General features: G+C 52.8%; 28 protein-coding genes and 2 tRNA genes. 22 read left to right on the forward strand and 8 right to left on the reverse strand.

Annotated features, from left to right (window positions below):
* Nucleotides 1-6: 6 nt before the first annotated feature.
* Together kdsD and ABOC97_RS05835 are read right to left on the reverse strand one after the other, a co-directional pair.
* Nucleotides 7-993 (reverse strand): arabinose-5-phosphate isomerase KdsD, encoded by a 987-nt coding sequence (gene kdsD / locus ABOC97_RS05830; RefSeq protein WP_349595112.1) that lies wholly within the window; start codon nt 991-993, stop codon nt 7-9.
* A 14-nt stretch (nt 994-1,007) separates the two neighbouring features.
* Complete coding sequence (locus ABOC97_RS05835; RefSeq protein ID WP_349595114.1) at nt 1,008-1,982, reverse strand: calcium/sodium antiporter; 975 nt, start codon at nt 1,980-1,982, stop codon at nt 1,008-1,010.
* Between the two features lie 188 nt (nt 1,983-2,170).
* Between ABOC97_RS05835 and mlaF the strand changes: the two genes are divergently transcribed.
* The 7 genes from mlaF (at nt 2,171) to murA (ending at nt 6,993) form a co-directional block, all read left to right on the forward strand.
* Nucleotides 2,171-2,983 (forward strand): phospholipid ABC transporter ATP-binding protein MlaF, encoded by an 813-nt coding sequence (gene mlaF, locus ABOC97_RS05840; RefSeq protein WP_234505771.1) that lies wholly within the window; start codon nt 2,171-2,173, stop codon nt 2,981-2,983.
* 7 nt (nt 2,984-2,990) lie between these two features.
* Nucleotides 2,991-3,773, forward strand: coding sequence for a lipid asymmetry maintenance ABC transporter permease subunit MlaE (gene mlaE, locus ABOC97_RS05845; RefSeq protein ID WP_052283629.1), 783 nt, complete (start codon nt 2,991-2,993; stop codon nt 3,771-3,773).
* A gap of 4 nt (nt 3,774-3,777) precedes the next feature.
* Nucleotides 3,778-4,332, forward strand: coding sequence for an outer membrane lipid asymmetry maintenance protein MlaD (gene mlaD / locus ABOC97_RS05850; RefSeq protein WP_349595119.1), 555 nt, complete (start codon nt 3,778-3,780; stop codon nt 4,330-4,332).
* A gap of 18 nt (nt 4,333-4,350) precedes the next feature.
* Complete coding sequence (gene mlaC / locus ABOC97_RS05855) at nt 4,351-4,986, forward strand: phospholipid-binding protein MlaC (protein WP_349595121.1); 636 nt, start codon at nt 4,351-4,353, stop codon at nt 4,984-4,986.
* Entirely contained in the window at nt 4,986-5,276 is a 291-nt protein-coding gene (gene mlaB, locus ABOC97_RS05860) for a lipid asymmetry maintenance protein MlaB (protein ID WP_349595123.1), read from the forward strand. The genes mlaC and mlaB overlap by 1 nt, the downstream gene beginning before the upstream one ends.
* Before the next feature lie 137 nt (nt 5,277-5,413).
* Complete coding sequence (gene ibaG, locus ABOC97_RS05865) at nt 5,414-5,668, forward strand: BolA family iron metabolism protein IbaG (RefSeq protein WP_052283633.1); 255 nt, start codon at nt 5,414-5,416, stop codon at nt 5,666-5,668.
* A gap of 65 nt (nt 5,669-5,733) precedes the next feature.
* On the forward strand, nt 5,734-6,993 hold the full coding sequence (gene murA, locus ABOC97_RS05870; RefSeq protein WP_234505760.1) for a UDP-N-acetylglucosamine 1-carboxyvinyltransferase: 1,260 nt from the start codon (nt 5,734-5,736) through the stop codon (nt 6,991-6,993).
* Between the two features lie 42 nt (nt 6,994-7,035).
* Here the strand turns inward: murA and sfsB are convergent, their stop codons facing one another.
* Together sfsB and ispB are read right to left on the reverse strand one after the other, a co-directional pair.
* A complete protein-coding gene (sfsB, locus tag ABOC97_RS05875) occupies nt 7,036-7,308 on the reverse strand; it encodes a DNA-binding transcriptional regulator SfsB (protein WP_349595127.1) in 273 nt (90 codons plus the stop codon).
* 187 nt (nt 7,309-7,495) lie between these two features.
* Nucleotides 7,496-8,467, reverse strand: a complete 972-nt coding sequence (gene ispB / locus ABOC97_RS05880) for an octaprenyl diphosphate synthase (protein ID WP_234505754.1) — start codon at nt 8,465-8,467, stop codon at nt 7,496-7,498.
* A 256-nt stretch (nt 8,468-8,723) separates the two neighbouring features.
* Between ispB and rplU the strand changes: the two genes are divergently transcribed.
* From rplU to cgtA, 4 genes are all read left to right on the forward strand, one after another.
* Nucleotides 8,724-9,035, forward strand: a complete 312-nt coding sequence (gene rplU / locus ABOC97_RS05885; protein ID WP_003025032.1) for a 50S ribosomal protein L21 — start codon at nt 8,724-8,726, stop codon at nt 9,033-9,035.
* Nucleotides 9,036-9,054: 19 nt separating this feature from the next.
* Nucleotides 9,055-9,312 (forward strand): 50S ribosomal protein L27, encoded by a 258-nt coding sequence (gene rpmA, locus ABOC97_RS05890; RefSeq protein ID WP_052283637.1) that lies wholly within the window; start codon nt 9,055-9,057, stop codon nt 9,310-9,312.
* Between the two features lie 94 nt (nt 9,313-9,406).
* Nucleotides 9,407-10,372, forward strand: a complete 966-nt coding sequence (locus tag ABOC97_RS05895) for a DMT family transporter (RefSeq protein ID WP_234505751.1) — start codon at nt 9,407-9,409, stop codon at nt 10,370-10,372.
* A 15-nt stretch (nt 10,373-10,387) separates the two neighbouring features.
* The gene (cgtA, locus tag ABOC97_RS05900) at nt 10,388-11,569 is read left to right on the forward strand and encodes an Obg family GTPase CgtA (protein WP_234505747.1); all 1,182 of its coding nucleotides are present in this window, start codon (nt 10,388-10,390) and stop codon (nt 11,567-11,569) included.
* A 103-nt stretch (nt 11,570-11,672) separates the two neighbouring features.
* Here cgtA and dacB read toward each other — a convergent pair whose 3' ends face one another.
* The gene (gene dacB, locus ABOC97_RS05905; RefSeq protein ID WP_349595137.1) at nt 11,673-13,106 is read right to left on the reverse strand and encodes a serine-type D-Ala-D-Ala carboxypeptidase; all 1,434 of its coding nucleotides are present in this window, start codon (nt 13,104-13,106) and stop codon (nt 11,673-11,675) included.
* A gap of 246 nt (nt 13,107-13,352) precedes the next feature.
* Here dacB and greA point away from each other — a divergent pair, with 246 nt between their 5' ends.
* Nucleotides 13,353-13,829: a transcription elongation factor GreA gene (gene greA / locus ABOC97_RS05910; RefSeq protein ID WP_349595140.1), complete on the forward strand. Its 477-nt coding sequence runs from the start codon at nt 13,353-13,355 to the stop codon at nt 13,827-13,829.
* Nucleotides 13,830-13,983: 154 nt separating this feature from the next.
* Here greA and yhbY read toward each other — a convergent pair whose 3' ends face one another.
* Nucleotides 13,984-14,277: a ribosome assembly RNA-binding protein YhbY gene (gene yhbY / locus ABOC97_RS05915; RefSeq protein WP_035891263.1), complete on the reverse strand. Its 294-nt coding sequence runs from the start codon at nt 14,275-14,277 to the stop codon at nt 13,984-13,986.
* A 125-nt stretch (nt 14,278-14,402) separates the two neighbouring features.
* On the opposite strand from yhbY, the gene rlmE reads away from it, so the two are divergent.
* The 6 genes from rlmE to ABOC97_RS05945 all read left to right on the forward strand — a co-directional run bounded on the left by rlmE (nt 14,403) and on the right by ABOC97_RS05945 (nt 20,034).
* Nucleotides 14,403-15,032 carry a 23S rRNA (uridine(2552)-2'-O)-methyltransferase RlmE gene (gene rlmE / locus ABOC97_RS05920; RefSeq protein ID WP_349595144.1) on the forward strand — a complete coding sequence of 210 codons (630 nt, stop codon included), beginning with the start codon at nt 14,403-14,405 and terminating at the stop codon, nt 15,030-15,032.
* A 98-nt stretch (nt 15,033-15,130) separates the two neighbouring features.
* Complete coding sequence (ftsH, locus tag ABOC97_RS05925; protein WP_234505740.1) at nt 15,131-17,065, forward strand: ATP-dependent zinc metalloprotease FtsH; 1,935 nt, start codon at nt 15,131-15,133, stop codon at nt 17,063-17,065.
* Nucleotides 17,066-17,196: 131 nt separating this feature from the next.
* Nucleotides 17,197-18,045, forward strand: coding sequence for a dihydropteroate synthase (folP, locus tag ABOC97_RS05930; protein ID WP_234505737.1), 849 nt, complete (start codon nt 17,197-17,199; stop codon nt 18,043-18,045).
* Nucleotides 18,038-19,375 carry a phosphoglucosamine mutase gene (gene glmM / locus ABOC97_RS05935; protein ID WP_234505734.1) on the forward strand — a complete coding sequence of 446 codons (1,338 nt, stop codon included), beginning with the start codon at nt 18,038-18,040 and terminating at the stop codon, nt 19,373-19,375. Before folP ends, glmM begins: the two co-directional genes overlap by 8 nt.
* A gap of 225 nt (nt 19,376-19,600) precedes the next feature.
* Complete coding sequence (secG, locus tag ABOC97_RS05940; RefSeq protein ID WP_234505733.1) at nt 19,601-19,933, forward strand: preprotein translocase subunit SecG; 333 nt, start codon at nt 19,601-19,603, stop codon at nt 19,931-19,933.
* 14 nt (nt 19,934-19,947) lie between these two features.
* Nucleotides 19,948-20,034, forward strand: a tRNA-Leu gene (locus ABOC97_RS05945).
* A gap of 116 nt (nt 20,035-20,150) precedes the next feature.
* Here the strand turns inward: ABOC97_RS05945 and ABOC97_RS05950 are convergent.
* Entirely contained in the window at nt 20,151-20,687 is a 537-nt protein-coding gene (locus tag ABOC97_RS05950) for a carboxymuconolactone decarboxylase family protein (RefSeq protein WP_349595150.1), read from the reverse strand.
* A gap of 116 nt (nt 20,688-20,803) precedes the next feature.
* Between ABOC97_RS05950 and ABOC97_RS05955 the strand changes: the two genes are divergently transcribed.
* The gene (locus ABOC97_RS05955) at nt 20,804-21,709 is read left to right on the forward strand and encodes an AraC family transcriptional regulator (protein ID WP_349595153.1); all 906 of its coding nucleotides are present in this window, start codon (nt 20,804-20,806) and stop codon (nt 21,707-21,709) included.
* 70 nt (nt 21,710-21,779) lie between these two features.
* On the opposite strand, the gene argG is transcribed toward ABOC97_RS05955, so the two are convergent.
* Nucleotides 21,780-23,123, reverse strand: coding sequence for an argininosuccinate synthase (argG, locus tag ABOC97_RS05960; RefSeq protein WP_349595156.1), 1,344 nt, complete (start codon nt 23,121-23,123; stop codon nt 21,780-21,782).
* Between the two features lie 335 nt (nt 23,124-23,458).
* Here argG and ABOC97_RS05965 point away from each other — a divergent pair.
* The 3 genes from ABOC97_RS05965 (at nt 23,459) to nusA (ending at nt 25,711) form a co-directional block, all read left to right on the forward strand.
* Nucleotides 23,459-23,535: transfer RNA gene (locus tag ABOC97_RS05965), tRNA-Met, on the forward strand.
* Nucleotides 23,536-23,742: 207 nt separating this feature from the next.
* Entirely contained in the window at nt 23,743-24,195 is a 453-nt protein-coding gene (gene rimP, locus ABOC97_RS05970; RefSeq protein WP_061281677.1) for a ribosome maturation factor RimP, read from the forward strand.
* Nucleotides 24,196-24,223: 28 nt separating this feature from the next.
* A complete protein-coding gene (gene nusA, locus ABOC97_RS05975) occupies nt 24,224-25,711 on the forward strand; it encodes a transcription termination factor NusA (RefSeq protein WP_349595158.1) in 1,488 nt (495 codons plus the stop codon).
* Nucleotides 25,712-25,727: the final 16 nt, after the last annotated feature.

Here is a 25,727-nt window from a genome sequence, read left to right on the forward strand (position 1 = left end):
CCTTGATTACACTACGCCTGCGCGCAGTAGGTCGTGCATATGTATCACACCTAGCAGATGGTCGCCATCGGCAACCAGCACGCAGGTGATATGACGTGATTGCATCAGGTTCAGGGCGTCCACCGCCAGCATTCCTGGGCGAATACGAATACCGCCCGGCGTCATCACGTCGGCAATGCCGAGAGTGCGAACGTCAACGCCATTTTCGAAGATCCGGCGCAGGTCACCGTCGGTGAAAATGCCTTTAATCTGCATATTGTCATCGCAGATGGCGGTCATACCCAGGTTCTTACGGGTAATTTCCAGCAGCGCATCGCGCAGCGAAGCATCGATGCTGACGTGCGGAATTTCATCGCCAGTGTGCATGATATCGTTAACCCGCAGCAGCAGCTTGCGGCCGAGTGCGCCACCGGGGTGTGACAGAGCAAAATCTTCTGCCGTAAAGCCACGTGCTTTTAATAGCGCGACGGCAAGGGCATCGCCCATCACCAGTGCCGCGGTAGTGCTGGAGGTCGGCGCCAGCCCTAACGGACAGGCTTCGCGCGGTACCTTCACGCACAGATGAATATCGGCGGCACGCCCCATGCTGCTGTCAGGCTTACTGGTCATGCAGATAAGCGGCACGCGCAGGCGTTTCAGCACCGGGATCAGCGCCAGAATTTCATTGGACTCGCCGGAGTTGGACAGGGCGATAACCACGTCCTGCGGCGTGACCATGCCTAAGTCACCGTGAGCCGCTTCGCCGGGATGGACGAAGAACGACGAGGTCCCCGTGCTGGCAAAGGTCGCCGCCATCTTACGGCCAATATGCCCGGACTTGCCCATCCCCATCACCACGACTTTGCCGCTGCAGTAGAAAATCTTCTCGCAGGCGTCGCTGAAATCCTGATTAATGTATTGATCGAGCTGTTCCAGCCCTTCCCGTTCAATCTCCAGAACTTCTTTTCCCGCCTGCAGGAAATCGAAATTCGGCTGCAAATCTATTTGCGACATAGTGTTATCCCGATTCATTCGATGAAAAGCGGCGTGCCCCAACAGAGCAGTGCCAGCCATACCATAAATCCGCCGATCAACAGCAAGCCCGCGCCACGGCCTATCTGGCGGCGGCGCCAGCACAGTAGGGCGAAAACAACGCTGACCAATACCATTACGCCATAGTCTCGACTGAACGCGAGTGGGTTAAATTGTCCTGGCGCGATAACGGCAGGGATCCCCAAAACGATAGCGATATTAAAGAAATTGGAGCCGATGATATTGCCGACAGCGATATCATTCTCGCCTTTACGTACCCCGGCAATTGCGGTGGCCAGTTCAGGCAGACTGGTGCCTAGCGCCACAATAGTCAGGCCAATGGTCAGTTCACTCATGGCGAAATAGTTCGCCATCACCGTGGCATTATCTATAACCATGCGGGTCGCCATTGGCATGATGATGAGTGCGACACCAAGCCATAAGCAGGCGACGGGTAACGAACCGTCGCGCGGCAGCTCGGCTAGCTGCTCCTGCGTAAATTTGTCATTACCCTGACGTTCGGCCAGCCGGGCTATTTTAATGATAAACAACAGCCACAGGACGGTGAGAATAAATAAAAACATGCCGTCGAGGCGGGACAGCTCGCCATCATACAACACATATCCTGCCAGCAGGCTCACTACCAACATTAGCGGTATTTCGCGGCGCAGGATATCAGAATGCACGGTAAACGGGTGGAACAGCGCGGTGAGCCCGAGGATCAGCAGGATATTGACGATATTGGATCCGATAGCGGTACCGATGGCCACATCGACCTGCCCGTGAAGCGAGGCGGCGGCGGAAACAATAATTTCCGGTAGCGATGTGCCTATACTGACAATAGTCATGCCAATAATCAGCGGCGGGATCCCTAAAGCACGGCAAAGAATTGACGCGGAATACACCAGGCGGTCAGCGCTGTATACCACCAGAAGTAAACCAATAATTAACAGAGCCGTAGCTAAGAGCATCTAAAATCCTTTATTCGGGTATAATCGTCGGCCCGCACATCTGGGCGTAACGAATTCCTAATTTTGACTTTATGCGCAGGAAAAGTAAAACAAATGCCAGATTTCGTTAACCAGAGCGGTTAGGATTCTGTAAGAATGCAGGGGCAAGCAGGAGTTTGCCCTAGTTAAGGACCTGGAAAGGTAAGCCTATGAGCCAAAATCTAGCGAATCTGGTCGATATGCGTGACGTCACGTTTTCTCGTGGCAATCGCGTCATTTTCGACAACATATCGCTTTCGGTGCCACGCGGCAAAATCACCGCGATAATGGGGCCGTCGGGGATTGGCAAGACCACGCTGCTGCGCCTTATTGGTGGGCAGATCCCCCCGGATAGCGGAGAAATCCTCTTTGACGGTGAGAACGTGCCGCAAATGTCGCGCTCCCGTCTTTATACCGTGCGTAAGCGCATGAGTATGCTGTTTCAATCGGGTGCATTGTTCACCGATCTGAACGTGTTTGATAACGTCGCCTACCCGATTCGTGAGCATACCAATTTGCCCGCGCCGTTGCTGAAAAGCACGGTGATGATGAAGCTGGAGGCCGTCGGCCTGCGCGGTGCGGCGAAGCTAATGCCATCTGAGCTGTCCGGCGGCATGGCGCGACGCGCTGCGCTGGCGAGAGCCATTGCGCTTGAGCCGGATCTCATCATGTTTGATGAACCGTTTGTTGGTCAGGATCCCATTACCATGGGCGTACTGGTTAAGCTGATTTCCGAACTCAACAGTGCGCTGGGTGTCACCTGTATTGTGGTTTCTCACGATGTGCCGGAAGTGCTGAGTATTGCGGATTTCGCTTACATCATGGCAGACCAGAAAATCATCGCTCACGGTAGCGCCACCTCGTTGCAGGAAAACGCCGATCCTCGAGTGCGCCAGTTCCTCGACGGTATCGCCGATGGCCCGGTGCCATTCCGTTTTCCTGCGGGCGATTATCGCCGCGACCTCATCGGTACAGGGAGCTAAACGACTCATGCTGTTAAATGCACTGGCAGCGCTTGGACATCGCGGAATTAAGACCATCGCGACGTTTGGGCGAGCTGGGTTAATGTTATTCAATGCCGTTGTTGGCAAGCCGGAGTTTCGCAAGCATGCGCCGCTGCTGGTTCGCCAACTGTACAACGTCGGCGTACTTTCGCTGGTCATCATCATCGTGTCGGGTGTGTTTATCGGCATGGTGCTGGGGCTACAAGGGTATCTGGTGCTGACCACCTATAGCGCTGAGACCAGTCTCGGCATGCTGGTGGCGCTATCGCTGCTACGTGAGCTAGGACCAGTTGTTGCCGCACTGCTGTTCGCCGGGCGCGCCGGTTCGGCGCTGACCGCCGAAATCGGTCTGATGCGCGCCACCGAGCAGCTTTCCAGTATGGAAATGATGGCGGTGGATCCCCTGCGTCGTGTGATCTCTCCTCGCTTCTGGGCCGGCGTGATTTCCCTGCCGCTGCTGACGATTATTTTCGTCGCGGTAGGCATCTGGGGTGGTTCGCTGGTTGGCGTGAGCTGGAAAGGTATTGACGCCGGGTTCTTCTGGTCGGCGATGCAAAATGCGGTGGACTGGCGTCTTGATCTGGTGAACTGCCTGATTAAGAGCGTTGTTTTCGCCATTACGGTGACATGGATTGCGTTATTTAACGGTTACGATGCGATCCCCACTTCTGCCGGAATCAGCCGCGCGACCACCCGTACCGTGGTGCATGCGTCGCTGGCGGTTCTTGGGCTGGACTTTGTGCTGACGGCACTGATGTTTGGGAATTGAGTGAATGCAAACGAAAAAGAGTGAAATCTGGGTCGGTATTTTTTTGTTGATTGCCCTGCTGGCGGCACTGTTTGTGTGCCTGAAGGCCGCAGATGTGTCGTCGATAAAATCGGAGCCAACCTACCGCGTATACGCCACCTTCGATAACATCGGCGGCCTGAAGAGCCGTTCTCCGGTGCGTATTGGCGGCGTGGTGATTGGACGAGTTGCTGATATCAGCCTCGATCCGAAAACGTATCTACCGCGTATCGCTATCGATATTGAAGACACCTATAACCATATTCCGGATACCAGCTCGCTGGCCATTCGGACTTCAGGTTTGCTGGGTGAGCAGTATCTGGCGCTGAACGTCGGCTTTGAAGACCCGGAACTGGGAACGTCTATCCTTAAAGATGGCAGCATTATCCAGGACACGAAATCGGCGATGGTGCTCGAAGATCTGATTGGTCAGTTCCTTTATAGCAATAAAGGCGGCGACAATCAGAATTCAGGCGATGCGAAGAATTCAACCGACGGACATACTGATACGGCGGCGCCTGCTACTGGCTCGACGAATTAATCTCAGGAGATACTCGACATGTTTAAACGTTTACTGATGGTTGCCATGCTGGTGATTGCCCCATTAACGGCAGCCACGGCGGCAGACCAGACTAACCCTTACAAACTGATGAACGAAGCGGCGCAGAAGACGTTCGATCGCCTGAAGGCTGAACAACCTAAGATTCGTTCTAACCCGAACTATCTGCGTGATATCGTGGATCAGGAACTGCTGCCGTACGTCCAGGTGAAATACGCGGGTGCATTGGTGCTGGGCCGTTACTACAAAGACGCAACTCCGGCGCAGCGCGATGCCTACTTCGCCGCGTTTCATGAATACCTGAAGCAGGCTTATGGTCAGGCGCTGGCGATGTATCACGGTCAGACTTATCAGGTTGCCCCTGAACAAGCGCTGGGCGATGCGACTATCATTCCTATCCGTGTCACCATCAACGATCCGAACGGCCGTCCGCCGGTACGCCTGGATTTCCAGTGGCGTAAAAATACCCAGACGGGTAACTGGCAGGCTTACGATATGATTGCTGAAGGGGTGAGCATGATCACCACCAAGCAAAACGAGTGGAGCGATCTGCTGCGTACTAAAGGTATTGATGGCCTGACCGCACAGCTGAAATCCATCTCTGCGCAGCCGATTACCCTGGAACAGAAAAAATAATGGCCGAACAGTTAAGCTGGACGCGAGACGGCGAACGCCTGTCGCTGCACGGTGAACTGGATCAGGACTTTCTGGTGTCCCTGTGGGACGCCAGAATGGACGCAACGCAGGGCGTGTCGGTGATTGACCTCAAGGGCCTGAGCCGTGTCGATACGGCGGGTCTGGCGCTGCTGGTGCATCTGATTGAGCTGATACGCGCTCAGGGCCGTACGGCAAGTGTGGAAGGCGTGAGCGAAAAAGTGGCTACGCTGAAAGGGCTGTACAATTTGCCCGAAGATATGATCCCTTAAAAATTTCAGTGCGTTATTGCTTCCAATATTCTTAAAGCCCCATCAATCTCAAGGATGGGGCTTTTTGCTTGTTTAAGACTGCGCCACTTTCCTCTAAGATGTGGGGCTGTTTTCACTCTCAAATGAAATGCGAACCTATGGAAAATAATGAAATTCAGACCGTGCTGATGAATGCACTCTCCCTTCAGGAAGTTCTCGTTTCTGGTGATGGCAGTCACTTCCAGGTGATTGTTGTGGGTGAGATGTTTGACGGCATGAGCCGGGTTAAGAAACAGCAAACTGTCTATGCCCCGCTGATGGAGTACATTGCGGACAACCGCATTCATGCCCTGTCGATTAAAGCGTATACCCCGCAAGAGTGGGCGCGCGATCGCAAACTCAACGGTTTTTGAGCCAGGGGAAAAGTGGCATCACTTTTCCGGTGGCGAACGTGAATACTTAACAGAGATTAGATTTGATGGATAAATTTCGTGTGCAGGGGCCGACCCGCCTTCAGGGCGAGGTCACCATTAGCGGTGCTAAGAATGCTGCCCTGCCGATTCTTTTTGCCGCTTTGCTGGCAGAAGACCCGGTTGAGATTCAGAACGTACCAAAACTGAAAGACGTCGATACCTCCATGAAGCTGCTGACTCAGCTGGGTGCGAAGGTAGAGCGTAATGGTTCGGTATGGATCGACGCAGGCCCGGTAGATGTATTCTGTGCGCCATACGACCTGGTGAAAACCATGCGTGCCTCTATCTGGGCGCTGGGTCCGTTAGTGGCGCGTTTTGGTCAGGGTCAGGTTTCTCTGCCTGGCGGTTGTACCATCGGTGCGCGTCCGGTTGACCTGCACATCTCTGGCCTTGAGCAGTTAGGCGCAGAAATTAAGCTGGAAGAAGGCTACGTTAAAGCATCCGTCAATGGTCGCCTGAAAGGCGCACATATCGTGATGGACATGGTTAGCGTTGGCGCGACCGTCACTATCATGACTGCCGCAACGCTGGCGGAAGGCACTACCATCATTGAAAACGCCGCGCGTGAGCCGGAAATCGTCGATACGGCGAACTTCCTCAACGCGATGGGCGCTAAAGTGACGGGGCAGGGTACCGATCGCATTACCATTGAAGGCGTCAAACGCCTGGGCGGCGGCGTGTATCGCGTTCTGCCAGACCGTATTGAAACCGGCACCTTCCTGGTCGCTGCGGCGATTTCCGGCGGTAAAATTGTCTGCCGTAACGCTAAGCCTGATACGCTGGACGCTGTGTTGGCGAAGCTGCGTGAAGCTGGCGCTGATGTTGAAGTCGGCGAAGACTGGATTAGCCTTGATATGCACGGCAAACGTCCAAAAGCGGTGAACGTGCGTACTGCGCCACACCCGGCGTTCCCGACGGACATGCAGGCACAGTTCACTCTGCTGAATATGGTGGCAGAAGGGACCGGCGTCATCACTGAAACGGTATTCGAAAACCGCTTCATGCACATTCCGGAACTGATCCGTATGGGCGCTCGCGCGGAAATCGAAAGCAACACCGCGATTTGTCACGGCGTTGAGCAGCTCTCCGGGGCTCAGGTGATGGCAACTGACCTGCGCGCTTCTGCAAGTCTCGTTCTGGCTGGCTGTATTGCTCAGGGCACCACGATCGTGGATCGTATCTACCATATCGACCGTGGCTACGAGCGTATTGAAGACAAGCTGAGCGCATTAGGCGCGAATATCGAGCGTATTAAAGGCGAGTAATCGCTGCCGCTTATAAACGCCCTCAGGCTTGTCTTGAGGGCGTTATTTACTCTTCTTAGACTGTCGCATCATCTGCGTTCTGTCGATAAATTCGTGAGTGATGGGATCGTGATAGCGCGATGGCCAGATCGTCCACGGATCGGTCTCCAGCGCTTTCGCAATAATCACTTCACCTTTCGGCCACGGACGTGACAGCACATTCGCTAACGTCGAAGAACTGAGACCGTTCTTACGCGATTCTGCGGCCATTGATGTACCTTTCTTGCGTAACCCCGCGATAATATCTGCCGGATGCCAGTCGGTAAACGTATCCATACTTCCTCCTTGAGAGCGGTGTTTAAATCGCCATGTTGAGTGAAGTCTGTACTGTATCGCGCTTTTCGATTGGATTCTAAAAAGTTCTTGTAAGTGTGATTAAATTCAGAAAAAGATAATTTTTTGCAGCAACTTAGGCATGTTTGAGATTTTTTAGGAATTTTCCCGCGCAAAGCGCGGGAAGGGATTAACGATCGCGCTGAACGGCGATATGGGCAAGTGCGATGAGCGCATCACGCCATTGGGTATCAGGCAGCGGTGCCAGGGCGGCAATCGCTTTATCGGCTTCTTCTTCAGCACGCTGGCGCGTCCATTCCAAAGAGCCACAGGCTGCCATCGCTTCGAGCACTGGCTCAAGCAGATGCCGGCCATTGCCCTGTTCAATTGCGCCACGAATCAGCAGCGTTTGCTCAGGAGTACCGTTACGCATGGCGTGTAACAGTGGCAGCGTCGGTTTGCCTTCGTTGAGATCGTCGCCAACGTTTTTACCCAGCGTCTCACCATCGGCGCTGTAGTCGAGCAAATCGTCAATCAGCTGGAAAGCGGTACCCAGGTAGCGGCCATAATCCTGCAACCCTTTCTCCTGCTCTGGCGTACAGTCGGCAAGCAAACCTGAACATTGGGCCGCCGCTTCAAACAGGCGCGCGGTTTTGCTGTAAATCACGCGCATGTAGTTTTCTTCGGTGATGTCCGGGTCATTGACGTTCATCAACTGCAGCACTTCGCCTTCGGCAATCACGTTGACCGCTTCAGACATAACTTCCAGCACTTTCAGCGAGCCGAGGCTGGTCATCATCTGGAAGGCACGCGTATAGATAAAGTCGCCAACCAGCACGCTGGCTGCGTTACCAAAGGCCGCATTTGCCGTTGCTTTACCGCGGCGCATGTCGGACTCATCGACGACGTCATCGTGCAGCAGCGTTGCAGTGTGAATAAATTCGATCAGCGCGGCGATATTGACGTGGGCATTTCCCTGATAGCCAACGGCACGAGCGGCCAGTACGGCAATCATCGGACGAATTCGTTTTCCGCCGCCGCTGACGATATAATAACCTAGCTGATTGATTAACTGGACGTCCGAGTTGAGCTGCTCAAGAATCGTCGCATTAACACCCGCCATATCCTGCGCGGTTAACTCATTGATTTGTTGTAAATTCATCGCAAAAGCCGGGCTTAATGTCCTGTTTACCACTTATCCATACGGGATAACGAAGGTTTTACGTTAGCGTTGTACCTACGATTGTACTGAAAAAATGCCCCAGATAAACGTTGTCGTGCCTGTTGTCTTTTTTTTCTGCATCTATTGATGCTAGCACTTGTCAAAGGCTCACGTTTTGCGTAATATTCGCGCCCTATTGTGAATATTTATAGCGCACTCTGAATCACAAAAAGTTGTGCGCGGAAGCGGAGTTTATATGTACGCGGTTTTCCAAAGTGGTGGTAAACAACACCGAGTTAGCGAAGGTCAGACCGTTCGCCTGGAAAAGCTGGACATCGCAACTGGCGAATCTGTTGAATTCGCTGAAGTTCTGATGATCGCAAACGGTGAAGAAGTCAAAATCGGCGTTCCTTTCGTTGATGGCGGCGTAATCAAAGCTGAAGTTGTTGCTCACGGTCGTGGCGAGAAAGTTAAAATCGTTAAGTTTCGTCGTCGTAAACACTATCGTAAGCAGCAAGGCCATCGTCAGTGGTTCACTGATGTGAAAATCACTGGCATCAGCGCTTAAGTTAAGGGGAGCAGATTAAATGGCACATAAAAAGGCTGGTGGCTCGACTCGTAACGGTCGCGACTCAGAAGCTAAACGTCTGGGCGTAAAACGCTTCGGCGGCGAATCCGTTCTGGCTGGTAGCATCATCGTTCGTCAACGTGGTACTCAGTTCCACGCTGGTTCTAACGTAGGCTGCGGCAAAGACCACACTCTGTTTGCTAAAGCAGACGGTAAAGTGAAATTCGAAGTGAAAGGCCCGAAAAACCGTCGTTTTATCAGCATTGTTGCTGAATAAGTTTTTCGCGTCCCGGTAACGGATGAAAGCCCCGCAACGTGTTGCGGGGCTTTTTACATTCGACGCCAGGAAAACTCGGGACAGGGAATCCGGTATGAAGCAACAGGCGGGTATTGGCATTCTTTTGGCGCTCACGACAGCAATCTGTTGGGGAGCCTTACCGATCGCCATGAAACAGGTTCTGGAAGTGATGGAACCGCCTACCATTGTGTTCTACCGCTTCTTGATGGCGAGCTGCGGTCTGGGCCTCATCTTGTTCTGGAAGCGCAGACTTCCTCCCCTACGGGTTTTCCGCGATCCACGCTGGCTGGTGTTGTTGTTGATTGCCACCGGGGGGCTGTTCGGTAACTTCATTCTGTTTAGCTCATCGCTACAGTATGTCAGCCCAACGGCGTCACAGGTGATTGGTCAGCTCTCACCCGTCGGCATGATGGTTGCTAGCGTCTTTATCCTCAAAGAGAAGATGCGTGGTACGCAGATAATTGGCGCTATCATGCTGATCTGCGGCCTGCTGATGTTTTTCAACACCAGCCTTGTCGAAATTTTTACTCGTCTGACTGACTATACCTGGGGCGTTATCTTCGGGGTCGGGGCGGCGATGGTCTGGGTGAGTTACGGCGTCGCGCAAAAGGTGTTATTGCGGCGGATGGCCTCACAGCAGATTCTTTTTTTATTGTACACTTTATGTACGATAGCACTGTTGCCGTTAGCAAAGCCCGAGGTTATTGGGCAACTGAGCGACTGGCAGCTAGCCTGCCTGATCTTTTGTGGTCTGAACACATTGGTTGGTTACGGGGCGTTGGCGGAAGCCATGGCACGCTGGCAGGCGGCACAGGTAAGCGCACTAGTGACGCTTACTCCCTTGTTTACACTGTTATTTTCAGATCTATTATCAATGGCCTGGCCCGATTTCTTCGCCCGACCGATGTTGAACCTTTTAGGTTACCTCGGTGCGTTTATCGTGGTTGCGGGCGCGATGTATTCCGCCATTGGTCATCGCCTTTGGGGGCGGTGGCGTAAGCGTGAAGCGGTTGTTCCGTTACCCCGCGCAGGCGAATGATTTACGGAGAGTAAAATGAAGTTTGTTGATGAAGCAACGATCCTGGTCGTAGCAGGTGATGGCGGTAATGGTTGCGTTAGCTTCCGCCGTGAAAAGTATATTCCACGCGGTGGTCCAGACGGCGGCGATGGTGGTGATGGCGGTGACGTATGGATGGAAGCCGACGAAAACCTGAACACGTTGATCGACTACCGTTTCGAAAAATCTTTCCGCGCTGAGCGTGGTCAGAACGGTGCGAGCCGCGACTGTACCGGTAAACGTGGTAAAGACGTTACCATCAAGGTGCCGGTCGGTACGCGTGTTATCGACCAGGGCACCGGCGAAACTATGGGTGATATGACCAAACATGGTCAGCGCCTGATGGTTGCGAAAGGCGGCTGGCACGGTCTGGGTAACACCCGTTTTAAATCTTCCGTTAACCGTACTCCGCGTCAGAAGACAATGGGTACGCCGGGCGATAAGCGTGATCTGCAGCTCGAACTGATGCTGCTGGCGGACGTTGGGATGCTGGGGATGCCGAATGCCGGTAAATCCACCTTCATCCGTTCTGTTTCTGCAGCGAAACCGAAAGTGGCGGACTATCCGTTTACGACGCTGGTTCCAAGCCTTGGCGTGGTGCGTGTCGATAACGAGAAGAGCTTCGTGGTTGCCGATATTCCTGGCCTGATTGAAGGCGCATCTGAAGGTGCTGGCTTAGGTATTCGCTTCCTCAAGCACCTTGAGCGCTGTCGCGTCCTGCTGCATATCATCGACATCGAGCCGATTGATGGTTCCGATCCGGCTGAAAACGCCCGTATCATCGTTGGTGAGCTGGAGAAATACAGCGAGAAGCTGGCCGGTAAGCCACGTTGGCTGGTGTTCAACAAAATCGACCTGATGGATAAAGCCGAAGCGGAAGCCAAGGCACAGGCGATTGCTGATGCCATGGGTTGGGAAGGTAAACACTACCTGATCTCTGCGGCGAGCCAGATTGGCGTTAAAGACCTGTGCTGGGACGTGATGAACTTCATCATTGAGAACCCAATTGTGCAGGCTGAAGATGCGAAACAGCCAGAGAAAGTTGAATTCATGTGGGATGACTACCACCGTCAGCAGCTTGACGAAGTGGCAGCCGAAGCTGAAGAAGACGACGAAGACTGGGATGACGATTGGGACGAAGACGACGAAGAAGGCGTTGAGTTCATCTACAAACGTTAATCTCGTGGCCGGAGAGTGCTTGCGCTTATCCGGCCTACAAAATTCAACGGGCCGTAAATGCGGCCCGTTTTTTTATGTTCGTTGCCATCCGGCAAGAACTGAATCAGTTGTTCTGATAAATATCTTTATACAAGCGGCTCTCAAAGCGGACTAACGGAATACGTCGGTTGCGCTGATCGGCAGGCGAAACCGCGTAGCCCGACAGATACTGTACAAACGCCATTCTCTGCCCGCTGGCGGTAGTGATAAAGCCTGCGAGGTTGTAGACGCCCTGCAGGGATCCCGTTTTTGCCGACACTTTGCCATCGACACCGGCCTGATGAAGACCCGCGCGGTACTGGAGCGAACCATCGTGCCCGGCAAGCGGCAGCATCGAGATGAAATCCAGTTCGTTGTCATGCTGAGCGATGTATTGCAGTGCCTGCATCATGGTGGCCGGCGCAATCAGGTTATGTCGCGACAGACCTGAGCCATCGGCAATGATCGTGTTACCTAAATCAACACCGGCCTGCTGACGCAGGATCTGGCGGACTGCATCAGAACCCGCACGCCAGGTACCCGGTACGCCGAAGCGCGCGTGACCAATCATGCGGAAGACGGTATCGGCAATCATGTTGTCTGATTTTTTCAGCATGATCTTCAATAAATCGTGAAGCTGCGCCGACTGTTTGCTGGCAATCACCGTGCCTGGTTCGTTAACCAACGTTTGACGTAGCAGGGTACCGCTGTAGGTGATCCCGGCCTGCTTCAGCTCGTCTTTGATAATCGCCCCGGCGTAGCTGGCACCATCCTGAATCGCGAACGCCAGCGGCAGCGGCTCGGAACGCTGCGGCAGGCAGCCGGTCAAGGTAAAGCGATTCAGATCGCCTGGCACGACATCCAGTTCACAGTACTGTGCATCCGGTGAACCTTTTGCCAGCGTTCGGACCTGGCTAAACATGGTGACTGGGTAGTAAGAAGCGATACGAATAAACGCCATATCATTGGCTTTTTGGGCGCTGTATAACGAAATCGAGAAGCAGTTACGGTCGATAATTGCCGCCGCCGGAGGGGCGCTAAAACACTGCGTCATATCGTTCCACGGCCAGCCTGGAGCTTTATCGTGGCTGGCAAAAATGGAGGTATCGATGAGTATGTTACCCTCGATATTTTGCACGCCAGATTTTTTCAGCGTTGCCACCATATTGCGAATATCTTGACGTTTTAGCGTCGGATCGCCGCCAAATCGTGCAATAAGGTCACCTTTCAGCGTACCGTTATCAACACTGCCTTTGGTTTCAAGCGTGGTGGTAAAACGGAAGTCCGGGCCGAGCTGTAACAGCGCCGCCAGCGCGGTCAGTACCTTCTGCGTACTGGCTGGCAGTGCCATCTGTTGCCCGTGATAATCAATGAGCGGCGCGGGAGCGCCCACTTTCTGTACCAAAAGCGCGAGGTTGGCCCCGGCAGGAAGCTGATTGATGTATTCATCAACATTCGCGGCCTGAACGCTAAACGCTATAGTGGTAGTCAATCCGATGATAAATCTGGAAAATCGCATAATCTCGCGCTAACAACCTGGAAACAAGCCGTCATACTACGGCGCAAAGCCCTGTAAAGTAAACGATGACCCGTAGTGAACTTCAGGGTAAAATACGTATCAAATTAAAAATTACTGCTGACCTGGGGCTTTGCACCCGGGTCGGTTTTCTTTTGCTTCTGGCCTGGTGTTGATAGCGACACAGGCGGGCTTAACAGCCGGAGCGGTGTGAGTCGCTCCCTACAGGAATGTTTAAGAGGTATAACGATGCAAGCTATTCCGATGACCCTTCGTGGTGCAGAAAAACTGCGTGAAGAACTGGATTTTCTCAAGTCCGTACGTCGCCCGGAAATCATCGCGTCCATCGCTGAAGCGCGCGAGCACGGTGACCTGAAAGAAAACGCCGAGTACCATGCTGCGCGTGAGCAGCAGGGCTTCTGCGAAGGTCGTATCAAGGATATCGAAGCGAAGCTGTCTAATGCGCAGGTTATCGATATCACCCGGATGCCAAACAATGGTCGCGTGATCTTTGGTGCCACCGTGAAGGTGTTGAACCTGGACAACGATGAAGAACAAACCTACCGTATCGTGGGCGATGATGAAGCTGACTTCAAACAGAACCTGATTTCTGTGAATTCACCGATTGCTCGTGGTCTTATCGGCAAAGAGCAGGATGACGTGGTCGTTATCCGCACACCGGGCGGCGAAGTTGAGTTTGAAATCATCAAAGTGGATTATCTGTAAGTTTTGTTCGACACTCAAAATGTTGATTGAGTGTAAAGATAAGAAAAAGGCCGCATAGCGGCCTTTTATCAAGCTTGAGAGCGTGGCATGTTGCTAGCCCTCGTGAAGAAAATCCCTCATTTAACACAATGTTGTGTCAGAAATTAGGATATTCTTAACGTGGCAACGAGATTTTGCGTTCTTTACCAGGGCGATAAAGTACCAGCATTTTACCGATGACCTGTACGTTACAGGCGCCGGTTTCGCGCACGATAGCGTCCACGATCAAGGTTTTGGTTTCGCGATCTTCCGAGGCGACTTTCACCTTGATAAGTTCATGGTGCTCTAACGCTTGTTCAATCTCGGCCAGTACCCCTTCGGTCAAACCATTATTGCCAAGCATAACTACTGGCTTGAGCGGATGTGCAAGACCTTTCAGGTGCTGTTTTTGTTTAGTACTCAGATTCATCGTATATTTTTGCTTAGGTTGGGATTGAAAACGGGTCATTCTACCGCCATCTCCCTTATATCGCCAAATGATGCGTAGAAATTTACGCCATAGGCTACGATGAACTGCCCCGATGGGAATGTTAAATGACAGGTAAAAAGCGTTCTGCCAGCTCAAGCCGCTGGCTACAGGAACACTTTAGCGATAAATATGTTCAAGAGGCACAGAAAAAGGGGTTACGTTCCCGTGCCTGGTTTAAACTTGATGAAATACAGCAAAGTGACAAACTTTTTAAACCGGGGATGACGGTAGTCGACCTCGGTGCCGCCCCAGGAGGCTGGTCACAGTATGTGGTCACGCAGATTGGTGGCAAAGGCCGCATCATTGCTTGCGATCTTTTACCTATGGATCCAATCGTTGGTGTGGACTTCCTTCAGGGCGATTTTCGTGATGAACTCGTGATGAAGGCATTACTGGAACGTGTCGGTGACAGTAAAGTACAAGTTGTCATGTCAGATATGGCACCAAACATGAGCGGAACGCCGGCGGTTGACATCCCCCGGGCCATGTATCTGGTGGAACTGGCGCTTGAAATGGCTCGTGATGTGTTGGCGCCGGGCGGAAATTTTGTAGTGAAAGTGTTCCAGGGCGAAGGTTTCGATGAGTATCTAAGGGAAATTCGCTCCCTGTTTACGAAGGTCAAAGTTCGTAAGCCGGACTCTTCTCGTGTGCGTTCACGTGAAGTGTACATTGTAGCGACCGGGCGAAAACCATAACCGGCAATTTCAGATGAAAGTTTGAAAGACACCGGATATAGCGTATCCTGACGCTGTTTTTAACACAGTTGTAATAAGAGGTTAATCCCTTGAGTGACATGGCGAAAAACCTAATACTCTGGCTGGTCATTGCCGTTGTGCTGATGTCAGTATTCCAGAGCTTTGGGCCCAGCGAATCGAACAGCCACAAGGTGGATTATTCTACCTTCCTGCAAGAGGTCAATAACGACCAGGTTCGCGAAGCGCGTATCAACGGACGTGAGATCAACGTTACCAAGAAAGATAGTAACCGTTACACGACCTATATTCCGGTTAACGATCCGAAGCTGCTTGATAACCTGCTGACGAAAAACGTCAAAGTGGTTGGCGAACCGCCTGAAGAGCCAAGCCTGCTGGCTTCTATCTTCATCTCCTGGTTCCCAATGCTGCTGCTGATCGGTGTCTGGATCTTCTTCATGCGTCAGATGCAGGGCGGCGGTGGCAAAGGTGCCATGTCGTTCGGTAAGAGCAAGGCGCGCATGCTGACGGAAGACCAGATTAAAACCACCTTTGCCGACGTCGCTGGCTGTGACGAAGCGAAAGAAGAGGTGGCTGAACTGGTTGAATACCTGCGCGAACCGAGCCGCTTCCAGAAGCTGGGCGGTAAAATTCCGAAAGGCGTCCTGATGGTCGGCCCTCCAGGTACCGGTAAAACCCTGCTGGCGAAAGCAATTGCGGGTGAAGCGAAGGTTCCGTTCTTTACCATTTCCGGTTCTGATTTCGTGGAAATGTTCGTTGGTGTCGGCGCATCTCGTGTGCGTGACATGTTCGAACAAGCCAAGAAAGCGGCACCATGCATCATCTTCATCGATGAAATCGATGCCGTAGGCCGCCAACGTGGCGCGGGCCTGGGCGGCGGTCACGATGAACGTGAGCAAACGCTGAACCAGATGCTGGTTGAGATGGACGGCTTCGAAGGTAACGAAGGTATCATCGTTATCGCGGCAACTAACCGTCCGGACGTACTTGACCCAGCGCTGCTGCGTCCAGGCCGTTTTGACCGTCAGGTTGTGGTCGGTCTGCCAGACGTCCGTGGTCGTGAACAGATTCTGAAAGTGCATATGCGTCGCGTACCGCTGTCTCCGGACATTGATGCGGCAATTATTGCTCGCGGTACTCCAGGCTTCTCCGGTGCAGACCTCGCGAACCTGGTGAACGAAGCGGCTCTGTTTGCGGCACGTGGCAACAAGCGCGTGGTATCGATGGTTGAGTTCGAGAAAGCGAAAGACAAAATCATGATGGGTGCGGAACGTCGCTCCATGGTGATGACGGAAGCGCAGAAAGAATCTACCGCCTACCACGAAGCGGGTCACGCAATTATCGGTCGCCTGGTTCCGGAACACGATCCGGTGCATAAAGTGACCATCATTCCGCGCGGTCGTGCGCTGGGTGTGACCTTCTTCCTGCCTGAAGGCGACGCGATCAGCGCTAGCCGTCAGAAACTGGAAAGCCAGATCTCTACCCTGTACGGCGGTCGTCTGGCGGAAGAAATTATTTACGGCGTAGAACATGTGTCTACCGGTGCGTCGAACGATATTAAAGTCGCGACTAACCTGGCACGTAACATGGTGACCCAATGGGGCTTCTCCGATAAACTCGGTCCTCTGCTGTACGCGGAAGAAGAGGGCGAAGTATTCCTGGGCCGTTCTGTTGCTAAAGCCAAACACATGTCTGATGAAACGGCACGTATTATCGACCAGGAAGTGAAATCGCTCGTTGAACGTAACTACAATCGCGCGCGTCAGCTTCTGAACGAAAATATGGACATCCTGCATTCGATGAAAGATGCGCTCATGAAATATGAGACCATCGATGCGCCGCAGATTGATGATCTGATGGCTCGCCGCGATGTGCGTCCGCCAGCCGGTTGGGAAGAACAAGGTTCTTCATCCAACAATTCCGGCAGCAACGGCACACCGAGTGCGCCACGTCCGGTTGATGAACCACGTGCGCCAGACTCTGGCACGATGTCAGAACAGCTGGGCGACAAATAAGTTTTCCTTCGTGGATGACTGTGCTTAACCTAAAACCCTGGGGCTTGCCCCGGGGTTTTTTATACGCGTCATACTGCAACTCACATGACTTCGCGTATTTATCCTGAAATCAATAACCCAAAGGACTCGCTATGAAACTCACCGCCCAGGGCTCTATCCTGGATCTCTCCCATCCACACGTTATGGGGATCCTCAACGTCACGCCGGACTCTTTCTCCGACGGCGGAACGCATAACACGCTGGTTGAGGCGGTGAAGCATGCCAATCTGATGATTAATGCCGGAGCGACAATCATTGATGTCGGCGGTGAGTCCACCCGTCCTGGTGCACTGGATGTGAGCGTTGATGAAGAGCTGGAACGCGTGATTCCGGTTGTCGAAGCGATTGCTCAGCGCTTTGAAGTGTGGATATCCGTTGATACCTCTAAACCTGAGGTGATCCGCGAATCCGCGCGCGTTGGGGCGCATATCATCAATGACATCCGTTCTCTGAGCGAGCCCGGCGCGCTGGAAGCCGCTGCAGAAACTGGCCTACCGGTCTCTTTGATGCACATGCAAGGCGACCCGAAAACGATGCAGGACGCTCCGAAATATCAGGATGTCTTTGCCGAAGTGAACCAATATTTTGTTGACCAAATCGCCCGCTGCGAACGGGCGGGAATCTCAAAAGACAAATTGTTGCTCGACCCCGGGTTCGGTTTCGGTAAAAATCTGTCTCATAACTATGCATTACTGGCACGTCTATCAGAATTCCATCATTTTGGACTACCGCTGTTTGTCGGTATGTCACGCAAGTCGATGATTGGCCAACTGTTGAACGTGGGGCCGTCGGAACGCCTGAGTGGCAGCCTGGCGTGTGCGGTGATTGCAGCCATGCAGGGCGCGCATATTGTTCGCGTCCACGATGTAAAAGAAACTGTTGAAGCGATGCGTGTGGTTGAGGCCACCCTGTCAGCGAAGGGAAATAAACGTTATGAGTAATCGCAAATATTTTGGTACCGATGGGATCCGTGGTCGCGTTGGTGATGCACCTATTACCCCTGATTTTGTCTTAAAGCTGGGCTGGGCGGCAGGTAAAGTACTGGCGAGCCACGGTTCACGCAAGATCATCATCGGCAAGGACACCCGCATCTCTGGCTATATGCTGGAATCTGCTCTGGAAGCCGGTCTGGCGGCGGCGGGTTTATCCGCTTCATTTACCGGCCCGATGCCAACGCCTGCAGTGGCCTACCTGACGCGTACCTTCCGTGCTGAAGCGGGTATCGTCATCTCCGCATCGCATAACCCGTTCTATGATAACGGTATTAAATTCTTCTCCATCGACGGCACCAAGCTGCCGGATGAAGTGGAAGAAGCCATCGAAGCCGAGATGGAAAAAGAGATTACCTGCGTTGATTCCGCCGAGCTGGGGAAAGCCAGCCGCATCGTTGACGCTGCCGGTCGCTATATCGAATTCTGCAAAGGCACGTTCCCGAATGAACTGAGCCTGAACGAGCTGAAAATTGTGGTCGACTGTGCGAACGGCGCCACCTACCACATCGCGCCGAACGTGCTGCGTGAGCTGGGCGCTAACGTTATCGCCATTGGCTGCGAGCCGAATGGCGTTAATATCAACGAAGAAGTCGGCGCCACCGATGTTCGTGCGCTGCAGGCCCGCGTGCTGGCTGAGAAAGCGGATCTGGGCATCGCGCTGGACGGCGACGGCGACCGCGTGATTATGGTCGACCACGAAGGCAACAAAGTCGATGGCGATCAGATTATGTATATCATTGCCCGCGAAGCACTGCGTCAAGGTCAGCTGCGCGGCGGTGCAGTGGGTACACTAATGAGCAATATGGGCCTGGAAGTGGCGCTCAAGCAGCTGGGTATTCCATTTACCCGCGCGAAAGTGGGTGACCGCTACGTGCTGGAGAAAATGCAGGAGAAAGGCTGGCGCATCGGCGCGGAAAACTCCGGCCATGTTATCCTGCTGGACAAAACCACCACTGGCGACGGCATTGTCGCTGGCTTGCAGGTCGTTGCGGCGATGGTTCGCAACCACATGACCCTGCATGACCTGTGCAGCGGAATGAAAATGTTCCCGCAGGTGTTGGTCAACATTCGCTACACCGACGGAAAATCAAACCCGCTGGAAAATGAGGCGGTGAAAGCCGTGACGGCGGAAGTGGAAGCCGCGCTGGGCAATCGTGGTCGCGTGCTGCTGCGTAAGTCAGGTACTGAACCACTGATCCGAGTGATGGTGGAAGGTGAAGACGACGCGCAGGTCAATGCGTTTGCGCACCGTATTGCCGATGCGGTAAAAGCGGTATAAGCAAACGCTAAGTGATTAAAAAGGCGGCGCTTGCCGCCTTTTTATGAATGATCCTCTGTGCTTTTGCTGTTTTTTTCCGCAGTTGATACAATGTGTGGAAATTGCCCTTGCGAAGGTCATTCGCTTTGGTTAGTATTCACACCCGCTTCAGTGGGAAACATAAGCATCCCGCTTTATTGGTTGAAGCACTTGGTACGCGGTGACCCCGCAAGGAACAGGTTGATTATGTACGAAGCTCTTTTAGTAGTTTTCCTTATTGTAGCGATTGGCCTTGTGGTCCTCGTTATGCTGCAGCAAGGTAAAGGCGCTGATATGGGAGCCTCCTTTGGAGCAGGCGCTTCCGGCACGCTGTTTGGTTCTAGTGGTTCTGGTAACTTCATGACCCGCATGACCGCAGTGTTTGCGACGCTGTTCTTCATCATCAGTCTGGTTCTGGGTAACATCAACAGTAACAAGACCAGTAAAGGAAGTGAGTGGGATAACCTGACTGCACCGGCTAAGTCCGAGCAGACTCAGCCAGCTGCACCGGCACAGCCGACCAGCGATATCCCACACTAAATAGTAGTATCTGTGCTGAGGTGGTGGAATTGGTAGACACGCTACCTTGAGGTGGTAGTGCCCTAACGGGCTTGTGGGTTCGAGTCCCATCCTCAGTACCAATATTCCGAAGAAAGACGCTGAAAAGCGTCTTTTTTTTCGTCTGTATTTTCTATGCTGTTGTCGCGTAGGATAAGGCCGGATAAGGTGACGCCGCCATCCGGCAATCGAAGCTACATCAATCCGCTTTCGGGAAATCAACCACCGTATCATTCACCCGGTTCACCATATTGGTGAAAAGGATGGCGCTAATCGCGCTGATAATCTCAATCACCTGTCGATCGTCGAACCCGGCATTTTTCAGCGCGGTGACATCTGCCTGTGGCAGTGTACCGGTGGTGGTGACTACGGTTTGGGCAAATTTCGCTAGTGCGTCAAGGTGTGCGTCTTCGGCATACTCGGCGCGGCGTAATTGACGAATCTGCTCGCGGCTAAAGCCCGCGTTTTTCGCCATCATGCTGTGCGCGGCGAGACAATAGTCACAACCGGTAGCTTCGCTGACCGACAAGTTGATGGCTTCCAGTTCTTTGGCATTCAGGCTACCTTTTTGCAGCATCGCGTTATGCGCCAGCGCTTGTTGCAGCGCCGCCGATGAGTGTCCACCGATAGTCAGATAGGCGTTCGGTACTTTCCCTACCGCTTTCTTGATGCCCGCAAAAATTTCAGCGGCTTTTCCTGTAGCATCTTGTTCACGAATTTCGGCTAAACGGCTCATGGTGTGCTCCTGTGGTGTGAGGGAATGTTGTGTCAACGAGGACATCTTAGTGCCAGAGCGCGTGCTAGACTGGCGGTCTGCGTCTCATCTTTTTGTCTTATCGTCTCAGGAGCTCTATGGATAGTCTGAGTCATCTGCTAACGCTGTTAGCGCCTCGCTGTGAGGTGAACCTGCACTGTCGATTTGGTGGTCGCTGGCAGGTGGGCCATGATCAAATGCGCACAGGAATCGTGCCGTGGCATTTTGTGCTGCGTGGTGAAGGCCGTCTCACCGTTGGCAATCAGACCCGTGATATGCGTGCGGGGGATGTGATTCTGTTGCCCCACGGTTCGCCACATCTAATGGAAAGCCTTGTCGAGTGGGGACAGGTGCTGCCCGTCGCCCACCGCTTCAATGGGACGTTGACTGAAATGCGAACCGTAACGCAAAGCGATGCGCTGGAAATGCTGTGTGGTGAGTTCTATTTTGGCCCACACGTCAGTTGGCTATTTGCTGAAGAGGCCGAGTTGGTTCATCTGCACACCGATGAGTGCGCAGAGTGCCCGGAGTTGGAGATCTTGCTGAACGTGCTGGTGCGCGAAAGTATAACTGAGCGTCCCGGTGGCGCGGCGATTGTCCGTAGCCTCGGAGACACGTTGTTGGTACTGCTGCTGCGCACGTTGCTGGCGATGAAGGAGCCGCCGGGTGGCCTAATGCGTTTGATGAGTGATGAATGCTTGATGCCTGCCGTGCTGGCGGTGATGTCGACGCCGGAACAGCCCTGGACGATGGAAAGCATGGCCGCCCGGGCATTTTTATCACGCGCCACTTTCGCCCGTCATTTTGCCCGCGTTTATCACCTTACGCCGCAGGTCTGGCTTTCGCAGCTGCGTATGGCAATGGCTGCACGTTTGCTACAGCAAGACCGGCAGGCTCGGCTGGATACAATTGCGGAACGTTGCGGGTTCCAGTCGCAGGCATCGTTTTCAAAGACCTTTAAAAAGCACTATGGCCTGACGCCGGGTGAATGGCGGCGGAAGTAACATTGGGTAGTGCCAGCTTCTGGGCGTAAAAAAGGCCGCTTGCGCGGCCTTTTGCATACAGCAGACAGGTTTACCTGGATTTATTTTCCAGGTTCTCTACCTGCGGTACGCCGCTTGTGGAGGAAGCAGACAGCAGGCCCGTTTTTGCATAGCCAAACAGCTTCTCACGGGTATCGGTGATATCCAGGTTACGCATGGTCAGCTGGCCGATACGATCTTCCGCGGTGAACATGGAGTCACCTTTCTCCATGGTCAGACGCTCTGCTTTATAAGTCAGGTTGTCGGAGACCGTGTTCATGATTGAGTAGTCATTACCGCGACGCAGTTCCAGCGTTACTTCACCTGTAATCTGGCTGGCAACCCAGCGCTGCAGTCCATCACGCAGCATCAGCGCCTGAGAGTCGAACCAACGGCCCTGGTACAGCAGACGCCCTAACTGACGACCATGCGCATGGTACTGCTCAATGGTATCTTCGTTGTGGATACCGGTCAGCAGACGCTCGTAAGCAATATGCAGCAGCGCCATCCCCGGGGCTTCGTAGATGCCACGGCTCTTTGCTTCGATGATACGGTTTTCAATCTGGTCGCTCATGCCCAGACCGTGACGGCCGCCAATACGGTTAGCTTCCAGCATCATCTCAACGTCATCGTTGAAGGTTTTGCCGTTCAGCGCCACCGGATGACCCTGTTCAAAACGCACGGTGACTTCTTCCGCTGGGATTTTTACGCTCTCGTCCCAGAATTTCACGCCCATGATCGGGTTAACGATTTTGAGGCTGGAGTTCAGGAACTCGAGATCTTTCGCCTCGTGGGTTGCGCCCAGCATGTTGGAGTCGGTTGAATACGCTTTCTCAACGGACATCTTGTAGTCAAAACCGCAGGCTATCATGAACTCGGACATTTCATGGCGTCCGCCAAGCTCATCGATAAAATCGGTATCCAGCCACGGTTTATAAATCTGTAGTTCAGCGTTAGTCAGCAGGCCGTAACGATAAAAACGTTCAATATCGTTTCCTTTATAGGTACTGCCGTCACCCCAGATGTTGACGCCGTCTTCTTTCATGGCGGCAACCAGCATGGTACCGGTGACTGCACGGCCCAGCGGAGTGGTGTTGAAGTAGGTCAGACCGCCGGTGGTGTTGTGGAATGCGCCACACTGAATAGCGGCGATACCTTCAGCAACCAGCTGCTTGCGGCAGTCGATCAGGCGAGCGTTCTCTGCGCCATATTCCATAGCACGACGAGGGATAGCATCATAATCATCTTCGTCTGGCTGGCCCAGGTTCGCAGTATATGCATAAGGGACAGCGCCTTTTTTTCGCATCCACAGCAGCGCTGCGCTGGTGTCCAAACCGCCAGAGAAGGCGATACCAATACGTTGACCTGCTGGAAGATGCTTGAGAATCGTCGTCATAAAGTAAAACCCTGCTTAAGTGACTGAAGGTGAAATCACCTTCCGCTGTCAGTGAATTTTTATGCAAAATAAATGAGTTTTAATTTAATCATCTTTTGCTCGGGACGGGAAGTGATTCGTGCATTTTTATTCAAAAAAAACGAGCTACCAGCGACAGTCCCGGCAGGTACTTTATCGCGGTAATGACCGCATTTCTTCTGCATAGAATGTGAGGTTGACAAGATGTGAACGACATCACTATACTGTAGGTCGATTTTACGTCCCGTCCTCGGTACCAAATCCCAGCATTATTTGCATTTTTTACTCAAAACGCGTAAAATTTGCCACGTTTCAGGCGCGGGGTGGAGCAGCCTGGTAGCTCGTCGGGCTCATAACCCGAAGGTCGTCGGTTCAAATCCGGCCCCCGCAACCACTTTCCCTTAGAGTTCTTTTTCAAATATACTGTGAAGACTTAGGCCTTCGTAGCTGGATTTGAAAAAAATTCTTTTGGAAGGTTCTCCAGGCCGCAGTTGCGGCTATAGGGTTCAGTTATCTAAAGCCCCGATTTATCGGGGTTTTTTGTTATCTGACTACAGAATAACTGGGCTTTAGGCCCTTTTTTTATGTCTTGGGGGTGGGTTTGTCCACATTAGAGCAAAAATTAACAGAGATGATTACAGCGCCGGTTGAAGCCTTAGGCTACGAACTGGTCGGCATCGAATTTATTCGCGGTCGCACATCGACACTGCGCATCTATATTGATAGTGAAGATGGCATCAATGTTGATGATTGTGCTGATGTGAGCCACCAGGTCAGTGCGGTAATGGACGTTGAAGATCCAATTACCGTGGCCTACAACCTGGAAGTTTCTTCTCCGGGCCTCGATCGTCCTATGTTCACCGCGGAACACTACACGCGTTTCATGGGTGAAGAGGTAACGCTGGTCCTGCGTATGGCGGTACAGAACCGTCGTAAATGGCAGGGCGTTATCAAAGCGGTGGATGGTGAAATGATCACTGTCACAGTCGAAGGTAAAGATGAAGTGTTCGCGCTGAGTAATATCCAGAAGGCGAACCTGGTTCCCCACTTTTAACAGTCTGGATTGAGGTGAAAAGCCCGCGATGAACAAAGAAATTTTGGCTGTTGTTGAAGCCGTCTCCAACGAAAAATCACTGCCACGCGAGAAAATTTTTGAAGCGCTGGAAAGTGCGCTGGCTACAGCAACAAAGAAAAAATACGAACAAGAAATTGACGTTCGCGTAGAAATCGACCGTCGTAGCGGTGATTTTGACACGTTCCGTCGCTGGGTTATCGTCGAAGAAGTCACCCAGCCGACTAAAGAAATCACCCTGGAAGCCGCACGTTATGAAGACGAAAGTCTGAACGTGGGTGAATACGTTGAAGATCAGATTGAATCCGTCACTTTTGACCGTATTACTACCCAGACGGCAAAACAGGTTATCGTACAAAAAGTACGTGAAGCCGAACGTGCGATGGTTGTCGATCAGTTCCGTGAACACGAAGGTGAGATCGTCACCGGCGTGGTGAAGAAAGTAAACCGCGATAACATCTCTTTGGATCTCGGCAGCAATGCTGAAGCCGTTATCCAGCGTGAAGATATGCTGCCGCGCGAAAACTTCCGTCCAGGTGACCGTATCCGTGGCGTTCTGTATTCCGTACGTCCGGAAGCGCGTGGCGCTCAGCTGTTCGTCACCCGTTCTAAGCCGGAAATGCTGATCGAACTGTTCCGCATTGAAGTGCCGGAAATTGGCGAAGAAGTTATCGAAATCAAAGCTGCCGCTCGCGATCCTGGTTCTCGTGCGAAAATTGCCGTTAAAACTAACGACAAACGTATCGACCCGGTTGGCGCTTGCGTCGGCATGCGTGGCGCACGTGTTCAGGCGGTTTCTACCGAACTGGGCGGCGAGCGTATTGATATCGTCCTGTGGGATGATAACCCGGCACAGTTCGTCATCAACGCGATGGCACCGGCTGATGTTGCATCCATCGTGGTTGACGAAGACAAGCACACCATGGATATCGCCGTTGAAGCCGGTAATCTGGCCCAGGCGATTGGTCGTAATGGCCAGAACGTCCGTCTGGCCTCGCAGCTGAGCGGCTGGGAACTCAACGTAATGACCGTTGATGACCTGCAGGCTAAGCATCAGGCTGAAGCGCATGCAGCCATTGATACCTTCACCAAATATCTCGATATTGATGAAGATTTCGCAACGGTACTGGTTGAAGAAGGCTTCGCAACGCTTGAAGAATTGGCTTACGTGCCAATGAAAGAGCTGCTGGCTATCGACGGCCTGGATGAAGCAACCGTTGAAGCACTGCGCGAGCGTGCTAAAAACGCACTGACCACTCTGGCACTGGCCCAGGAAGAGAGCCTCGGTGATAATAAACCGGCTGACGATCTGCTTAATCTGGAAGGATTGGATCGTGAGATGGCCTTCAAACTGGCTGCCCGTGGTGTTTGTACGCTGGAAGATCTCGCCGAACAGGGCATTGATGATCTGGCTGATATCGAAGGGTTAACCGACGAAAAAGCCGGTGAGCTGATTATGGCTGCCCGTAATATTTGCTGGTTCGGTGACGAAGCGTAATAAACTGTAGCAGGAA

It is taken from the genome of Kluyvera huaxiensis (assembly GCF_040149365.1).
Lineage (GTDB): Bacteria > Pseudomonadota > Gammaproteobacteria > Enterobacterales > Enterobacteriaceae > Kluyvera > Kluyvera intermedia_A.

Bases quoted from the DNA above. Each gene is read 5' to 3' on its own strand.
- cgtA (WP_234505747.1), top strand. From the start codon at position 10,388: ATGAAGTTTGTTGATGAAGCAACGATCCTGGTCGTAGCAGGTGATGGC.
- murA (WP_234505760.1), top strand. From the start codon at position 5,734: ATGGATAAATTTCGTGTGCAGGGGCCGACCCGCCTTCAGGGCGAGGTC.
- mlaF (WP_234505771.1), top strand. From the start codon at position 2,171: ATGAGCCAAAATCTAGCGAATCTGGTCGATATGCGTGACGTCACGTTT.
- glmM (WP_234505734.1), top strand. From the start codon at position 18,038: ATGAGTAATCGCAAATATTTTGGTACCGATGGGATCCGTGGTCGCGTT.
- mlaC (WP_349595121.1), top strand. From the start codon at position 4,351: ATGTTTAAACGTTTACTGATGGTTGCCATGCTGGTGATTGCCCCATTA.
- mlaD (WP_349595119.1), top strand. From the start codon at position 3,778: ATGCAAACGAAAAAGAGTGAAATCTGGGTCGGTATTTTTTTGTTGATT.
- greA (WP_349595140.1), top strand. From the start codon at position 13,353: ATGCAAGCTATTCCGATGACCCTTCGTGGTGCAGAAAAACTGCGTGAA.
- ftsH (WP_234505740.1), top strand. From the start codon at position 15,131: ATGGCGAAAAACCTAATACTCTGGCTGGTCATTGCCGTTGTGCTGATG.
- rpmA (WP_052283637.1), top strand. From the start codon at position 9,055: ATGGCACATAAAAAGGCTGGTGGCTCGACTCGTAACGGTCGCGACTCA.
- ABOC97_RS05950 (WP_349595150.1), bottom strand. From the start codon at position 20,687: ATGAGCCGTTTAGCCGAAATTCGTGAACAAGATGCTACAGGAAAAGCC.
- argG (WP_349595156.1), bottom strand. From the start codon at position 23,123: ATGACGACGATTCTCAAGCATCTTCCAGCAGGTCAACGTATTGGTATC.
- dacB (WP_349595137.1), bottom strand. From the start codon at position 13,106: ATGCGATTTTCCAGATTTATCATCGGATTGACTACCACTATAGCGTTT.
- yhbY (WP_035891263.1), bottom strand. From the start codon at position 14,277: ATGAATCTGAGTACTAAACAAAAACAGCACCTGAAAGGTCTTGCACAT.
- mlaE (WP_052283629.1), top strand. From the start codon at position 2,991: ATGCTGTTAAATGCACTGGCAGCGCTTGGACATCGCGGAATTAAGACC.
- ABOC97_RS05895 (WP_234505751.1), top strand. From the start codon at position 9,407: ATGAAGCAACAGGCGGGTATTGGCATTCTTTTGGCGCTCACGACAGCA.
- kdsD (WP_349595112.1), bottom strand. From the start codon at position 993: ATGTCGCAAATAGATTTGCAGCCGAATTTCGATTTCCTGCAGGCGGGA.
- rplU (WP_003025032.1), top strand. From the start codon at position 8,724: ATGTACGCGGTTTTCCAAAGTGGTGGTAAACAACACCGAGTTAGCGAA.
- mlaB (WP_349595123.1), top strand. From the start codon at position 4,986: ATGGCCGAACAGTTAAGCTGGACGCGAGACGGCGAACGCCTGTCGCTG.
- ibaG (WP_052283633.1), top strand. From the start codon at position 5,414: ATGGAAAATAATGAAATTCAGACCGTGCTGATGAATGCACTCTCCCTT.
- folP (WP_234505737.1), top strand. From the start codon at position 17,197: ATGAAACTCACCGCCCAGGGCTCTATCCTGGATCTCTCCCATCCACAC.
- ABOC97_RS05835 (WP_349595114.1), bottom strand. From the start codon at position 1,982: ATGCTCTTAGCTACGGCTCTGTTAATTATTGGTTTACTTCTGGTGGTA.
- ispB (WP_234505754.1), bottom strand. From the start codon at position 8,467: ATGAATTTACAACAAATCAATGAGTTAACCGCGCAGGATATGGCGGGT.
- secG (WP_234505733.1), top strand. From the start codon at position 19,601: ATGTACGAAGCTCTTTTAGTAGTTTTCCTTATTGTAGCGATTGGCCTT.
- nusA (WP_349595158.1), top strand. From the start codon at position 24,224: ATGAACAAAGAAATTTTGGCTGTTGTTGAAGCCGTCTCCAACGAAAAA.
- rlmE (WP_349595144.1), top strand. From the start codon at position 14,403: ATGACAGGTAAAAAGCGTTCTGCCAGCTCAAGCCGCTGGCTACAGGAA.
- sfsB (WP_349595127.1), bottom strand. From the start codon at position 7,308: ATGGATACGTTTACCGACTGGCATCCGGCAGATATTATCGCGGGGTTA.
- ABOC97_RS05955 (WP_349595153.1), top strand. From the start codon at position 20,804: ATGGATAGTCTGAGTCATCTGCTAACGCTGTTAGCGCCTCGCTGTGAG.